This is a genomic window from Haloferax profundi (genome assembly GCF_001469865.1).
Lineage (GTDB): Archaea > Halobacteriota > Halobacteria > Halobacteriales > Haloferacaceae > Haloferax > Haloferax profundi.
Window position 1 is genome coordinate 12,391 of record NZ_LOPV01000118.1, and the last position, 13,820, is coordinate 26,210.

The window sequence follows — 13,820 nt, forward strand, 5'->3', positions numbered from 1 at the left end:
TCGGTTAAACACTGTCAATCTCGACATATCGCGGACATGAACTTAAAAAGAGTCCAGAAATCCACGCCTACGTGGCAGGGCCGACTCAATCGTCCGCGCGAATCACAGATTCGGACGGCTTGTCGACGTCGACCACCTCGTCTACCGTCGGTTTCTGGGTCGGAAGGAACGTCGCTGCGGCGAGCATGACGACAGAGACTGCAACGATGAAGAGGAGTGTCAATTCCATCGACGAGACCATCGCGCCCTGGACGATATCGGCGAGTGCTTGCTGTTGTTCGGGTGAGAGGGCGGCGAACGCTGCTTGGCGCTCTGCTTCGGTGGCTATCTCGCGGGCGTCTTCGAGGAGAATCACGATATCTTGTCGCTGCCCGATAGTTACGGTGATTCCGCGAGTGAGGAGTACGCCGTCGACGACACCGCGATAGAACGACGAGAGGAGGGCCGACCCGAAGACAGCGGTCCCGATTGCGTACCCGAGCATCCCCGTCGCGTTGAGTGTACTCGACGCTTCGGACACGTCTTCGTCGGCGACCGACGAGAGTGTCAAGTCGACGATTTGGGCCATGACGAGTCCGAGACCAGTGCCGACGATAGCCATCGGAAGCAGCATCTCCGCTATCGTCGTGGTTACACTCGTCTGGCCGTAGAGGAGCAAGAGACCACCAATCATCAGTCCCGTCCCGATTTGGACGAGGTACTTCGGCTGGATGCGTTTTCGCCACCCGGTCGTTCCGAGGGCGAAGACGAACCCGGCGATGGAAAACGGGAGGAGTGCGACTCCGCTCTCGAACGCAGTGAACCCGACGGCCGACTGGAGGAACAGCGGGACGACGAACAGGAACCCCGCGAGTGCGACCGACCGGAACACCCACGTGGTCACCCCGGAGACGAACCCGCCGTTGTTCAACACGCGCATGGGGACGAGTGGCGTCTCGTTCCGTCGTTCACGTCGGAACTGCCAGTGGACGAAGGCGACGAGTAAGACACCCCCACCGGCGACGAGGAGGACCGTCGGCGAGAGGCCGAGGGGGTTCACCTGCGTTCCGCCGACGACGAACGGGCGGGCCTCCCGAATCCACCCGTACTTCCCGCCGAGGATGAACCCGAGGACGAGTGCCCCGATGCCGATACTCGAGAGGAGTGCGCCGACCCAGTCCAACGTCACGTCGCTGTCGCGGTAGTCGGTGAGGAACGGAACGAGTGCGAGTGCGACGAGAGCGAGGATGAACTCACCGGCGAATCCGTACCGCCACGTGAAGAACGTCGTGAGGATACCACCGAATATCGGCCCGAGCGCTGCCGCCGCCGCAGAGACGCCGGCCAACAGCCCAAGTCCCATCGCACGGTCTTTCCCCTCGTAATTGATGACGACGAGCGTGAATCCGAGTGGCAAGAGGACCGCCGCGGCGACGCCTTCGACGACAGACCACCCGAGAAAGAGGACACCCATGTTCCAGCTTATCGCCGCGAGAAGCGTGCCGAGACCGTAGAGGACGAGACTCAACGCGTAGATGCGTTTGAGACCGTACATCGTCGCCACACGCCCGGCCGGGAGCATCAACGACGCCATGACAAGGCCGTAGAACGAAATTGCGCCTTGAACCGCTGTCACGTCGGTATTCAGGTCGGAGACGATAGCCGGAACGGCGACGTTCATCATCGAGGAGTCGATGGTCCCGATGAACATCGCGACACTCACCGTGATGAGCGGTGCCCAGTACCTGAATCCCGTCGCACCTGTCTGCTCTTCGTCTGGTTCGTCGCTATCTATCGGTACGTGTGGTTGCATGTCTCGGCCTCGTACTGTCGAACCGACGATTCGGGCGGTTCGAAGAGGGTTATCTGGCTGATAGATTTGTCACCCGAGAGATTAGCCCTTCCGTGGTCTTCGGTCCGAGACTGTCTGTCACCAGAGACTGTCTGTCTTCCATCCAGATTTCTCGCGTGTCGTCGTGACACCCTCTCGTCGCTGTCGCGCCCGGCCGTCGATAAAATCTCCACGACGTCCTGCGATTGGCAATCTCGAACGCAGCGCTGTCGCTTCGACGCCCCCGTCGGGAGGGAAGTGTGGATACCACAGAAGCTGTGGCTCTCGTCGTCGATGTGGGTGGTGAGCGCCTTCAAAGCCACATGTGCGTGTGCAAATGTCCACAACATCGTCTATAGGAGAAATAGATTCAAATTATTTTCCGCATTGAGAAACAAATATCGGTGGTCTTATCCATCTACTCTGATTGTGTCCAAAAGCAATGGCGAAAGGAAACGTTGATTTCTTCAACGACACTGGCGGCTACGGTTTCATTTCGACGGACGATGCTGACGACGACGTGTTCTTCCACATGGAAGACATCGGCGGCCCGGACCTCGAAGAGGACCAAGAAGTGGAGTTCAGCATCGAATCGTCCCCCAAGGGACCACGCGCAGCGAACCTGACGCGTCTTTAAACTAGTTTAGTACACCGCTTGACGGCGGCGAAAGACACCGATTTTACCAACGATAACTCTTCTCGAGAGGATTCTGTACCAGTTCGCTTCGTGACGCGTGTCTCGTCGTCACCCAATCGAGACGACTTTGTCCGTGTGTTCGACGATTCCGAGCAAGTCGTTCATCGTCGACCGGGGGCGGAGTTCGCTCGCTTCGAGGCCTCGTGAATCGAGACACGTCCCACAGGCGAACAGTTCGCCGCCGTTCTGGAGGAACTGCCGTATCACGCCGTGTGGGTTGTACGTCTCTGTCTCGATGTCCGGTGCTTCGACACCGTCCCCCAGTAGGAACACTTCGACGAGGTTGTCTTCGTCGAGCGCCGTGTTAGCCAGTCGGAACGCGTTCCAGATTCGTTCTGGTTCGTTCGTCTCGATGATGAGTCCAAGGTGCATAGGTCTCGGTTCGTCGTGTCGACTCTTAACGACGTTCTCGATTCTCAGTGTGCTACAACAGGGCTCGGCAGTTTGGCCACGTCGTAGAGGGATACTGAACGAGTGATGCGCAGAATTCTCCTGTGCTAGCACTCGGCGGGTGTAAATCGGCGCGCTGCAACCCAGTATGCGACCCCCGCGACGCCGACGAGGAGCACAGCGCCAGCAACGGCCTGCGAAGCACGTTTCAGCCCTGACATCCCTCTCTCTTCGGCACTGCGAGCGGTGAGACGTGCCTCCACGTCGTTCGCGAACGCCACCGCGAACGTCTCCACCTCTTCCCAGTCGGTGTACTCGTAGTCACGGGAGGTGTCCGTGTCGCCAGTCGTCACTGCCGAGACGAGTTTGAACAGCACGCGCTCCAGTGGGTCGTACTGCGAGTACTTCACCGCGCCGGCGAAGCGGCCGACGTGGTCGGGGTTCCATCCCGTGTTCGACACGAAGTCGTCGACGAACTCCTGTGCTCCACTCTGCGCCCACCTGAGTGGGACGATGGACGCGAGCGACAACTGGAAGAACCCGTTCGGCCGACTGGCGAGCACCTCCCGGTTCCTCTCGACGAATTCGACGACTGCTGGCAGGTGTCTTCGATTGTTGACTGGCGACCCGACGAGTACCGCGTCGAACGCCCCCACGTCGATAGTTGGGTCGTCGGTGACGCGTTTCACGGTGACCTCGTGGCCACGGTCCGTGAGGACGCCACCGACGTACCTGGCGACCTTCTCTGTCTGTCCTTCACCCGACCCGTACGCGACGAGAATCGATACCATCTGGAATCACACCGAGAGATACGCACGCTGTCGTATTAACTGACAGTCGCAGGACGAATGCCGCCGAACTCGACGCCCGACGGGTCCCAGACGAGGGGGACGCGTGTATGGGGTGCTGACGGTGACGGGAGTTACGTTGCTCTCCGTCGAAAGGGTGATTCGAACACGTTAGAATTCGTTACTCAGGATACAATTATACTGGTCGAAGACGTACTTCAACCGAATCTACGGGCCACCATTTGCGGGCCTACAGTTTCGTTCACGAGTATGGTGACAGAGATATCGAGCAGTCGGCAGGCAGTCGGAACCGTCGTGGTTCCGGGAATCACGGCTCCGAGTAGCGTCGCCTGTGTTCGCTCGCTTGGCCGGCGTGGAATCAACACCATCGTCGTCTCGGAGAATCCGACTGCAGCAGCCTTCGCCTCGAAGTACTGTGACGAAGCGGTTGTCACTGCTCCGCCGACGGATACCGACGCGTACCGTGACGAGTTGCTGGCACTCGCGAGACGACCGGACGTCCGTGCGATAATCCCCGTCCGTGAGGAAGATATCTACGTACTCTCGCGGTTCAAAGACGAGTTCGCAGAACACGTTGGGACGCCGTGGCCATCGTTCGAGACGCTTCGGCGCGTCCAAGACCGAAAAGAACTCTTCGAAGCCGCGGCCGAGGCTGGCGTTCCCGCGCCGAAGACGAGACTGTTCGACGAGTGGGACGACTGGGACCAGCGACTCATCGTCAAGTCGCGGTACAACCTCGTCGCCGACGAGTACCTCGGGAGCGAAACTGGCCAACAGGTGTCTGGACGGGGCACCACACAGTACGTCGAACAGGGAGAGATTCCCGTCCTCGACGACTTGCTCGCGACGATGAATCACGTCCCCATCGTCCAAGAGTACGTCCCGACGACCGACGAGTACGGGTTCTTCGCACTCTACGACGAGGGCGAGGCAGTCGCGACGTTCCAACACCGACAGATTCGCGGCTACAAGTACGCCGGTGGCCCGAGTTCGTTCCGCGAGTCAGTGTCTATTCCCGACTTGGAGGCGGCGGGACGCGCCCTCCTCGACCACCTCGAGTGGGACGGATTGGCGATGGTCGAGTTCCTTCGTGACCCGGAGACTGGCGAGTTCAAACTGATGGAGGTCAACCCACGTTTCTGGTCGTCGCTTCCCTTCACCGTACAGGCTGGCGTCGACTTCCCCTACTACTACTGGCTGCTCGCCACCGGCCGCCGCGACGAAATCGACTCGTCGTACCGAGTCGGTATCGCCGGACACCTCGTCAGGGGCGAACTGCTGTACCTCCACAGCGTCCTCTTCGACGACTTCCCACTCGTCGAACGCCCATCTCGACTGAAGGCGTTCGCCGACGTGGCCTGGTCACTCGTGAAGCATCCGCGGTTCGACTACCTCGACTTCGACGACTACCGGCCATTCGTCCGGGACTTGGCGAATGCACTCGCCAGTCAGCGGCGTTCGTCGGACGAAGAGCGTCAGGAGCGAGTCGCTGTTCCACCCGAGCGTGACCCACAGACTCGCCTCCTCGAATGACGTTCGGTGGCCAACTCTGCCCTCGTTCGCTGGCGTCGCAGAGGGCGAAACACTTTGTGCGAGAACGAAGCGAGCTACGAACGTGTCTCGACAGCGTGGCCTCAACCGGTTCTATGGACTGCTCTCTGACCTCACGAACCGGGTCGGCGGGACTCGAAAGCTCAAGGACTGCACCGGCTACATGGAGTGGCCAGCCCGCGGTGTCTACTTCTTCCTCGAACCGGGGACGACCAGAGCGTCGTCTGACCAGTCCCGTGTTACTCGTATCGGGACGCACGCCGTGTCGGCGGGGAGCAGCACGTCGCTCTGGGACCGATTGAAACAGCACTACGGAACGGGGAGCGGAAGTTCCAACCACCCCCACGGCGGGAACCACCGTGGCTCGGTCTATCGGAAGCGTGTCGGCGAAGCGATTATCGAGAGATACGGCCTCCACGACGACTACCCCGACTGGGACGCTCGGTGGTCGAGCATCGACCGTGACCGGTCGGCGGTTCGCGACGAAGAGTACATCCTCGAACGACGTGTGAGTGCGTACATCCGAGAACAACCGTTCGTGTGGCTCGCCGTCGACGACGAACCGAGTCCAGAGAGCCAGCGAGCGTCCATCGAGCGAAACGCAATCGCACTGCTCAGTCACTACCAGCGAGCGGCCGTGGACCCCCGTCCAGACGGCTGGCTCGGAAACGACAGTCGGAGCGAGAAGATACGTGAATCCGGTCTGTGGAACGTGAACCACGTCGACGAGGAGTACGACCCGACGTTCCTCGACGACTTGCAGGCGGCAGTCGACGACACGGCCTCTGTGTGAGGTGTGTGACGGGCGTGATATCACCGACGCCGACTCATCCCAGCGCTACCCTTCAGACGACGAACGACTCTTCGGGAAGTAACTCCCGTGTGGTCTGCTTGGCTTCCGGCCCTTCGTCGACGAGCATCGGGTGGGCTGGCGGTCCAGAAAACCGGTCTGGGTCGGGTTCGACAGATTCGAGCATCGTCGAGAACACGGGACCTCGCCGCCCGATGGCAGAGACGATGCCCCCGTATTTTCGCTCCTCGAAGGGGACTTCGTCAGGGTCGGGGAACTGCTCTCGGACAATCTGTGCACACTCTCTGATGGCCTTCGCAGCCTGCTTCTGCGAGTACAACCCCTCGTTGTAGTACCGCTCGGCGTACTCGTCGTCGAGTTCTTCCGTCGAGTGTTCCGGTGACTCGTAGACGAGCGACTTGGTCGTGGTGTGTCCACTCGCGAAACGGATGTTGACTGTGACACAGTTCGGATACCGAAGGATGATCGGGAAGAACATCGTGTCCGTAATCGTCGCGTACTGCTGCATCCGCCACAGTCCCTCGAAATAGTAGGCGGTCAACGCGCCGACGTGGTCGTCACGCTCGCCGCGTTGGTACGCCATCGCGGTCTCTTCGTAGTCGTCGCCGGCGAGTTGGCGACACCGCCGTTCGTAACTCGTCGCGATTCCTTCTAACTGCCGCTCGTGTGCTTCGAATACGGTTGTTTCGGGGTCAGCGAGCATGTCCGCTTTCAGCTCTTGTGCGTCCGCCACAGTCATCATGTTCTGGTAGAACAGCCGTTCAGCTTCCTCGTCGGGCAGCGGAACCAAGTCTGCCTTCCCGTAGAGAACATCCATCGAGCCGCCGAACCGGTCCCGCTGTCCACTCATGCACCTGTGCGTTGACGGTGACGTGAGATTAATTCGTTGGTGTCCATCAGAGTTTCTCGGTGGAGACGACACCGCAGACGTGTTCCCGAGTGCGTCATACACCTATCGACAGGTCGCGTCGCCCGATGGGTGGGTCGGTCGATGCATCTCTCTGTCGAGAGAGTGGCCTCGGCACTCATAGGGCTCCGCATCACCGAGTGCCTAGTTCGGTTCGGAACGGTGCCGTCGTCATCGGCCACCTGAGAATCGCCCCGCATCCGAGTAATCACCATCGGTCTCGAATCGACGCCTGACTCACGCCTCCTCCAGCACCGACACGTCGACTCGTGGGTAGGCCACGCCACCAGAAACCGAGCCTTCGCCGGCGACGACGCCCCAGAACCGAACGCGCTCGCCTTCGAGCAGTCGGAAACTGACGTCGTTGTCGAAGAACTGTCCCGTAGGCCACCGGATGACGACGTCTCCCCGTGGTTTCCCGGCGTCGTTCTCGACGGTGACGGTGGCGAGTCGTGTGTCTCCGCGTTCGAGCGTCTCGGAGACGCGCCCCGCGTAGGTCACAGACGTTCCAGTGTACGAGTCTGGGTCCGCCCGAAGGTCTCCGTACGGAATCACCGACGCGTCGTCGAGCGTGCTCGCCGCCGTCGTGGTGTTGGACTGCGGACCGTCTTCGTAGAGTGGTCGAGGTTCCGGGAGCGACCACTCGACAGACGGCAGTTCGAAGTCTGGAAGTCGTGATTCGACCCACGCGACGCGACGCGCAACCGCCGCGCGGACTGCCGGCGGCTGTTGGACGACGTCGGAGATGCGTTCGACGACGAGATACGTGACGAGGCCGCCACCGACGTACCGACTCGCCTTCTTCAGGGCCTCTCGCCGGGTGACCGTGTCGTCGTCTTCGTCGGATGCATCGGCGTCCGACGCTTCTTCCTCACCGGACTCGTCGTCGTCTTCGATTGGGTCTCCCAACCAGTTCGTCTTCGGTCGGTCGGTGGTCTCGACCATCTCCCGGACGAACGACTCGATACCTGCCTCGCGGACTTCGACGGCGATAGTGGACGCGTCGAGTTCGACCAGTCCGGGTCGGTGTGCGTCGTCTTCGAGTCGACCACGCCCGATAGCCGCCACGTAGGGTTCCTCTCCAGCGTGGTCGCAGTTCCGGACGAACGCGCTGGTCTTGTCCGCGGTGACGCGTCTCGTCGTCGAAATCCAGATGCGGACCGCCCTGTGTGTGCCTTCGGGCGTCTCACCTTCGGCTTCGACGTGGACGTCTGTTCCGTGAAAGGTGACGTGCGTCTCGTACCCGCGGGACTCCCAAATTCGCTCGAAGATGGCGGCGAGTTCGACGTCGGAACGGTCCGCGATGACCGCCCCGAGCGACCAGTCTCTCATTCGATTCGAGGGTGTCACCTCGACGTTGTTAGCTGTTTTCTCCCAGTTCTCGGCGCTGAGAACGGCGACGACCGAAAATAGCGTGGCGTGACGCGACAGCGAGGTTCTCAGTCGAGCAGTCGAACGGCGGCGTCGGCGACGATGTCCGCGACTTCCACCACTTCGTCGGTGTAGACGAACTCGCCGGCACCGTGGATGTTCTCGCCGTCCGGGCCGACGATGACCGTCGGGAGGTCCGCCCTGTCGCCGAGGTAGTTGAAGTCGCCCACGCTGGAGAAGTAGCCGTAGTCCGGGTCGGTCCCCGAGACGGCGCGGGTCGAGTCGGTGAGGGCCGTGACGAGTGGGTGGTCCTCGTCTGTGACGTACGGACCGTAGAGGATGTCGTCCTCGGGAGCCTCGCGGAAGCCAACGTCGACGTCGCTCTCCAGGTCGAGTTCGTCGACGACGCGTTCTGCGTCGGCGCGAGCGTCTTCCAGCGTCTCCCCGACGACGACGTGGCGGTCCACCATGAGGCGTGCCCGCTCCGGCACCGAGAGGGTCTGACTCCCGCCTTCTATCTTCAGCGGGCAGACCGACCCGTCGCCGAGTTTCGGATGGGACCCGACGTCGAGGTCGTCCAGTGCTGCTGCGAGTTTGCCGGCCTCGACGACGGCGTTGATTCCGGTGTGCGGTTTCGACCCGTGGGCGGCCTTTCCGCGGACTTCGATGTCGTAGAAGTACCGCCCGCGAGCGCCGAGTAAGAGCGCCGGATTCGCGATATCTTCCTGTGCGAGAATCGGTCCGGGTTCGGTGACGATTGCGGCGTCGCAGTCGTCGACGATGCCGTCTCTGATGAGACGGTCGGTGCCGAGGCCGTACGGCCCCTCTTCGTCCACGACAGCCGTGAGAAGCACGTCGCCGGCGAGGTCGTACTCCGCGAGTGCGTCGAACGCCATCATGACGGCCGCGAGGCCACCTTTCATGTCGCACGCACCCTGTCCATACAGTTTGCCGTCCTCGATACGCCCCGACGTGGGGTCTTCGTCCCAGTCTTCGACGAGCAGCACCGTGTCCATGTGGGCGTTGAGCAGGAGCGTCGGCGCGTCCGGGTCAGACCCTTCCAACCGAGCGACGACGTTGTCGCCTTCGTACTCGGTGATGTTGGGTTCGCTCACGTGGTGGTATTCCGGGTCGTGGCCGCGGGCGTCCAACCAGTCGTAGACGAACTCGGCTATCTCGTCTTCTTCGAAGTACGGACTCGGAATCTGCACGAGGTCTTGCAGGAGGCCGATAGTCTCGTCTGGGTCGACGCGCGGGCCGTCACCCGAGATGCCTCCGCTCTGCCCGGAATCGTCGGTTCCGTCAGTCATCACTCACACTCCGGACGGACGGGTTGTACTCGTCGGACGGCACGCCGGGAAGCGTCCCGAGGATGGCCTCCACGTCGTGGTCTCTCTGCTGCCCGCGGTACCAGTACGCGCCGAAGATGACGATGCCGAGGGCGACCCACGGAACGTACACCGACAGCGACCCTTTGTAGGCCTCGGTCAGGAGGCCGACGGCACCGAGCGACCCGACGAGTCCCGTGATGGTGAGGAGCGCCGGGCGCGAGAATCCGGCTTCCTCACCGAGCGTCGAGTCGGTGTAGAGGATGTAGAGGACCGTTATCGACACCGCGGCGTAGGCGATGAGGTAACTGAACGTCGCGATGGCGATGGCCTGACTCAGGCCGGTACTCCAGAAGGTGAGTCCCGAGGCGACGACGTAGAGCGTCAAAAGCGACCAGTGCGGCGTCCCGAAGCGGTCGGAGACGGCAGAGAACTGCTTCGGGAACACTTCGTCCCACGCCCAGGAGTACGGCATCTTGATGCCAGCGGCCATGACGGCGTGGACCGACGAGGCAGTCGCCAACAGGCCTCCGATGGCGACGATAGTCGTCCCGATGTCGCCGAGGAACACTTCTGCGGCAGTCGAGAGTGGCCGCGCCGAGTTGGCGAGAACGGTGTAGTCGCCGACGACGCCGTAGATGACGGCAGCGGTGAGGACGTACAGGAAGATGAGGATGGCCGTCCCGCCGGCCATCGCGAGTGGGAGGTTACGCGAGGGATTCTTCACTTCTGCGCCCATCTGGCCGGCGACGGCGATGCCGATGTAGGCGTAGAACAACGGGACGGCGGCGGCGACGAAGCCGTCGAACCCGCCGGTGAAGAACGGTTGGTAGTTCGCTGGGTCGACGTTGAGTGCCCCCGGCAAGACGAGGACGAGTATCGACAGGATGAGGAAGCCGAAGATGGCGTTCTGCGAGACGCTGTAACTCTTCGACCCGACGAGGTTGACGAGGAAGAGCACGGTCAACAGCCCAAATCCGGCCAGCGCCGGGTCGACGGCGGGGTAGAACACCTGCAAGTAACTGCCGAACCCGATGGCGAGAACGGCGTCTGCGGCCATGTACCCCAACCACTTCGACCACGTGACGATGAACCCGGGCAGACGACTCTCGAACGTCCGAGAGACGTAGGCGTACGACCCGGCGGCAGCGGGGAAGATAGTCGCCATCCACCCGTAGTTGAGCGCGATGCTCATCGCCAACATCCCGGAGAGGATGACGACGAGAATCACACTCGGTCCGGTCGTCGAACTCGCGGTGCCGAGCGTGACGAACAACCCCGCGCCGAGGGTTCCCGCCACCACGGTACTTATCGCCCCGAACAACCCGATGTCGCGGGACAGGCTCCGTCCGTCGTTCACGTCTACCGATGACATGCTATGACATGGAACGATTGTTCGGGAAAAGACCCCTCCCTCTCATGAGAGGGGCGCGTCTCGTTCGTCGCCGAGAAGCTTCGACTCCGCCTTTCTGAGGTGTTCGAGGAGCGTCGCCTTCGAGATTTCCAACTCGTCGGCCAACTCCGCCGCGCTCACCTCACGCGGCCACGTGTAGTAGTCGCGGCGGCGGGCCAACTCGTACACTTCTCGCTGACGGTCCGAGAGCGTGTCCGTCCGGAAGATACCACTCCCGCTGTCCGGTGCGGTGATGAGTTCGACGTCGACGTCCGCGTCCATCTCGTCGCGGACTTCTTCGAGGCGTTCGTGGACCGTCTGGCGCGTCTCGTGGACGAGCACGGTCCACCGCTCACGCCCGTCTTGCATTCGCACCGGTTCGTCGGGGATGAACCCCCGCGAGACGAGTGCGTCGTTGATAGAGTTCGAGAGGGTGTAGCGGACGACGATGCCGCGGGAGGCACGTCCCGGAACAGTGGTGTCGCCGTCGTGTTCGTCCGTCTCCCACACCGAGTCCGTCAGGTCGGACGCCCGAATCGTCTCGACAAGTTCGTCGAGTTCGGCCACCGTGTCCGCGTAGGCCGTGAACCGGCCGTTCGCGAGGCCGTCTATCTCGTGGACGCCGTGGCCGAGGAGTCCTGCGTCTGTCGCGTCGGTGACTTCCAGTGTCCAGCAGTCTGGATGCCAGATATCGAGACAGACTCGAACGCCCCGCGCCCCCTCCTGTGCCATGTCTTCACGTTGAAGGGTGCTATTCGTGCAAAAAGGTATCCCACGACCGTCAGGTTGGGGACGGATACGGACTCGTTCGGTTCAGTCGAGACGGTCTCGCGCCGCCGCCACGAGCAACGGGAGCATGATGGTCGCGTCACCGAGAACCGTCGCGTTCCGGGCGTCTTTCTCCAACTTACCCCACGAACGCGCTTCGTCGAGCGTCGCACCCGAGAGACCGCCGGTCGCCGCGGGGTCCATCGTAATCTGGACGCCGTAGTCGTACGCGCCGGGCGTGACGAGCATCGTCTGGAGCGTGAAGTTCTTCGGGACGCCGCCGCCGACGAGGAGACACCCCGCTTTGTCGGCGTCGTACGCGAGGTCCGTGAGCGGCGTCATGTCCGAGAGCGCGTCCAGCGAGAACGACGACGTCTGCGAGTACATCCACGCTTGCAGACCCAGGACGGAGTCCTGTACCGCGGGGCAGTAAATGGGTACGTCGGACTCGTAGGCCGCGGCGGCGACACCCGCGTCCTCTTCGATTCCCTGCTCTTCGTTGACTTCGCTGTTAGCCCGGCCGAGTTCGCGGCAGAGTCGTTCGATGCTGACGACGCCCTCTGCTTCGAGTGCCGGGAACACCTCGTCGCGCAGGTGCGACTCGAACAGGGCGAAGTGTTCCTGCGGGAGATAGACGTTGTAGATGCGGTCGACTTCCTCGTCGCGGAGCGTCTCGTCGTGTTCGCGCGGGGTCTTCTCGTGGTGGTGCTCGCTTCCGTGGTGGTGCTTGCCGCCGATTGCCTCGATAGCGTCGTGGGTCAGGTTCGCGCCCGTGGTCACGAGTGCGTCCACGTAGCCGTCGCGGATGAGGTCGGAGACGATTTTCCGCATCCCGGTCGGGACCATCGCGCCCGCGAGCGACATGAACACCGTGCAGTCCTCGTCGGCGAGCATCTCGGCGTAGATGTCGGCCGCTTCGTGCACGTCTGCCGCGCCGATACCGGCGTGACCGTACTGTTCGACGAGTTCACCGACGGTCATGCCGGCGTGGACCTCGGCGTGACCGAGTGGGTCGTGGCTGAACTCCTCGCGTTCCGGCATCTCGTACCCGCCGTCGTGGTCGTGGGCGTCGTCCTCGTGCCCCCCGCTGTCGTCGTGTCCGCCATCGTGGGCGTCGTCGTGGTCGCTCATGCGAGGGAGTGCGACGCCCGAGCGTTTGAACGCCCCGGTCCAGCGAGGCTGTGCGGGAGAGTGGCAGACTCGTCAGTGTGTGAAAAGCGTGTCTACAGCCCAGTCGGGTGACTGATGTACACCGCTTCCAGCCCCATCTTTCGGGCACGCTCGGCGAGACTACGAACGCCGAACGTCTCCGTCGCGTAGTGCCCCGCGAGGAAGACGGTGATGCCCGCCTCTCGCGCTTCGTGGTACACCTTCTGTTTGCCTTCGCCCGTGACGAGCGCGTCTGCGCCGGACTCGATGGCTTCGTCTAGCCAATCGACACCCGACCCGGTGACGATTGCGACGTCGGAAATCTCGTCGGGGCCGAAGTCGAAGACTCGCGTTCCCTCGTTCCCGTCAAGTTCGTCGAGTGCGTCGCGGACCTCGTCGGTCGTCTTCGGCGACTCGAACGACCCCGTCTGTCCGATGTGGACCGGTCCGAGCGACCCGAATGGGTCGCGGTCCGTGAGACCGAGATGGTCCGCGAGACCGGCAGCGTTCCCCAGTTCTTGGTGTCCGTCGAGTGGCAGGTGCGAGACGTAGAGCGCCACGTCTTCGCGGATGAGTGGTTCGATGCGGGAGAAGTCACGTCCCGTCACCCGGTCGAGGCCGCCCCAGACGAGGCCGTGGTGCGTGACGAGGAGGTCTGCGCCCGCCTCGACGGCGGCCTCGATGGTCGCTTCGGCGGCGTCGACGGCGAAGGCTACCGTCTCGACCGACTTCTCGTCCGGTCCGACTTGCAGGCCGTTCGCGCTGGCGTCTACGTCGGCGAACTCGTCGGTGGCGAGCGTCTCGTCGAATCGAGCGACGACAGTGGAGAGGTCCAT

At 62.5% G+C, this 13,820-nt stretch carries 13 protein-coding genes; 3 read left to right on the plus strand and 10 right to left on the minus strand.

The features are described 5' to 3' along the window. Positions 1-85 precede the first annotated feature (85 nt). On the minus strand, positions 86-1,792 hold the full coding sequence (locus AUR66_RS06295; protein ID WP_058571633.1) for an MFS transporter: 1,707 nt from the start codon (positions 1,790-1,792) through the stop codon (positions 86-88). A gap of 460 nt (positions 1,793-2,252) precedes the next feature. Here AUR66_RS06295 and AUR66_RS06300 point away from each other — a divergent pair, with 460 nt between their 5' ends. Beyond that, a complete protein-coding gene (locus AUR66_RS06300) occupies positions 2,253-2,447 on the plus strand; it encodes a cold-shock protein (protein ID WP_058571634.1) in 195 nt (64 codons plus the stop codon). 108 nt (positions 2,448-2,555) lie between these two features. On the opposite strand, the gene AUR66_RS06305 is transcribed toward AUR66_RS06300, so the two are convergent. Beyond that, positions 2,556-2,879, minus strand: a complete 324-nt coding sequence (locus AUR66_RS06305) for a DsrE family protein (RefSeq protein ID WP_058571635.1) — start codon at positions 2,877-2,879, stop codon at positions 2,556-2,558. Positions 2,880-3,004: 125 nt separating this feature from the next. Then, the gene (locus AUR66_RS06310; RefSeq protein ID WP_082682145.1) at positions 3,005-3,688 is read right to left on the minus strand and encodes a flavodoxin domain-containing protein; all 684 of its coding nucleotides are present in this window, start codon (positions 3,686-3,688) and stop codon (positions 3,005-3,007) included. 267 nt (positions 3,689-3,955) lie between these two features. On the opposite strand from AUR66_RS06310, the gene AUR66_RS06315 reads away from it, so the two are divergent. After that, on the plus strand, positions 3,956-5,239 hold the full coding sequence (locus tag AUR66_RS06315; RefSeq protein WP_197409685.1) for a carboxylate--amine ligase: 1,284 nt from the start codon (positions 3,956-3,958) through the stop codon (positions 5,237-5,239). 82 nt (positions 5,240-5,321) lie between these two features. Beyond that, the gene (locus AUR66_RS06320) at positions 5,322-6,050 is read left to right on the plus strand and encodes a hypothetical protein (protein ID WP_058571636.1); all 729 of its coding nucleotides are present in this window, start codon (positions 5,322-5,324) and stop codon (positions 6,048-6,050) included. Positions 6,051-6,102: 52 nt separating this feature from the next. Here AUR66_RS06320 and AUR66_RS06325 read toward each other — a convergent pair whose 3' ends face one another. The 7 genes from AUR66_RS06325 to AUR66_RS06355 all read right to left on the minus strand — a co-directional run bounded on the left by AUR66_RS06325 (position 6,103) and on the right by AUR66_RS06355 (position 13,820). After that, positions 6,103-6,918 (minus strand): hypothetical protein, encoded by an 816-nt coding sequence (locus tag AUR66_RS06325; RefSeq protein WP_058571637.1) that lies wholly within the window; start codon positions 6,916-6,918, stop codon positions 6,103-6,105. A gap of 294 nt (positions 6,919-7,212) precedes the next feature. After that, positions 7,213-8,307: a hypothetical protein gene (locus AUR66_RS06330; RefSeq protein WP_058571638.1), complete on the minus strand. Its 1,095-nt coding sequence runs from the start codon at positions 8,305-8,307 to the stop codon at positions 7,213-7,215. Between the two features lie 107 nt (positions 8,308-8,414). Then, the gene (locus AUR66_RS06335; protein ID WP_058571639.1) at positions 8,415-9,656 is read right to left on the minus strand and encodes a M20 family metallopeptidase; all 1,242 of its coding nucleotides are present in this window, start codon (positions 9,654-9,656) and stop codon (positions 8,415-8,417) included. Further along, positions 9,649-11,049: an APC family permease gene (locus tag AUR66_RS06340; RefSeq protein ID WP_058571640.1), complete on the minus strand. Its 1,401-nt coding sequence runs from the start codon at positions 11,047-11,049 to the stop codon at positions 9,649-9,651. The genes AUR66_RS06335 and AUR66_RS06340 overlap by 8 nt, the downstream gene beginning before the upstream one ends. 42 nt (positions 11,050-11,091) lie before the next feature. After that, positions 11,092-11,799 carry a helix-turn-helix domain-containing protein gene (locus AUR66_RS06345; protein WP_058571641.1) on the minus strand — a complete coding sequence of 236 codons (708 nt, stop codon included), beginning with the start codon at positions 11,797-11,799 and terminating at the stop codon, positions 11,092-11,094. An 81-nt stretch (positions 11,800-11,880) separates the two neighbouring features. Further along, positions 11,881-12,966, minus strand: coding sequence for a deoxyhypusine synthase (locus AUR66_RS06350; RefSeq protein WP_058571642.1), 1,086 nt, complete (start codon positions 12,964-12,966; stop codon positions 11,881-11,883). Between the two features lie 92 nt (positions 12,967-13,058). Then, a complete protein-coding gene (locus tag AUR66_RS06355) occupies positions 13,059-13,820 on the minus strand; it encodes a Nif3-like dinuclear metal center hexameric protein (RefSeq protein ID WP_058571643.1) in 762 nt (253 codons plus the stop codon).

Coding starts and splice junctions, on each gene's coding strand:
- AUR66_RS06295 (WP_058571633.1), bottom strand. CDS start 1,792: ATGCAACCACACGTACCGATAGATAGCGACGAACCAGACGAAGAGCAG.
- AUR66_RS06300 (WP_058571634.1), top strand. CDS start 2,253: ATGGCGAAAGGAAACGTTGATTTCTTCAACGACACTGGCGGCTACGGT.
- AUR66_RS06305 (WP_058571635.1), bottom strand. CDS start 2,879: ATGCACCTTGGACTCATCATCGAGACGAACGAACCAGAACGAATCTGG.
- AUR66_RS06310 (WP_082682145.1), bottom strand. CDS start 3,688: ATGGTATCGATTCTCGTCGCGTACGGGTCGGGTGAAGGACAGACAGAG.
- AUR66_RS06315 (WP_197409685.1), top strand. CDS start 3,956: ATGGTGACAGAGATATCGAGCAGTCGGCAGGCAGTCGGAACCGTCGTG.
- AUR66_RS06325 (WP_058571637.1), bottom strand. CDS start 6,918: ATGAGTGGACAGCGGGACCGGTTCGGCGGCTCGATGGATGTTCTCTAC.
- AUR66_RS06330 (WP_058571638.1), bottom strand. CDS start 8,307: ATGAGAGACTGGTCGCTCGGGGCGGTCATCGCGGACCGTTCCGACGTC.
- AUR66_RS06335 (WP_058571639.1), bottom strand. CDS start 9,656: ATGACTGACGGAACCGACGATTCCGGGCAGAGCGGAGGCATCTCGGGT.
- AUR66_RS06340 (WP_058571640.1), bottom strand. CDS start 11,049: ATGTCATCGGTAGACGTGAACGACGGACGGAGCCTGTCCCGCGACATC.
- AUR66_RS06345 (WP_058571641.1), bottom strand. CDS start 11,799: ATGGCACAGGAGGGGGCGCGGGGCGTTCGAGTCTGTCTCGATATCTGG.
- AUR66_RS06350 (WP_058571642.1), bottom strand. CDS start 12,966: ATGAGCGACCACGACGACGCCCACGATGGCGGACACGACGACAGCGGG.
- AUR66_RS06355 (WP_058571643.1), bottom strand. CDS start 13,820: ATGGACCTCTCCACTGTCGTCGCTCGATTCGACGAGACGCTCGCCACC.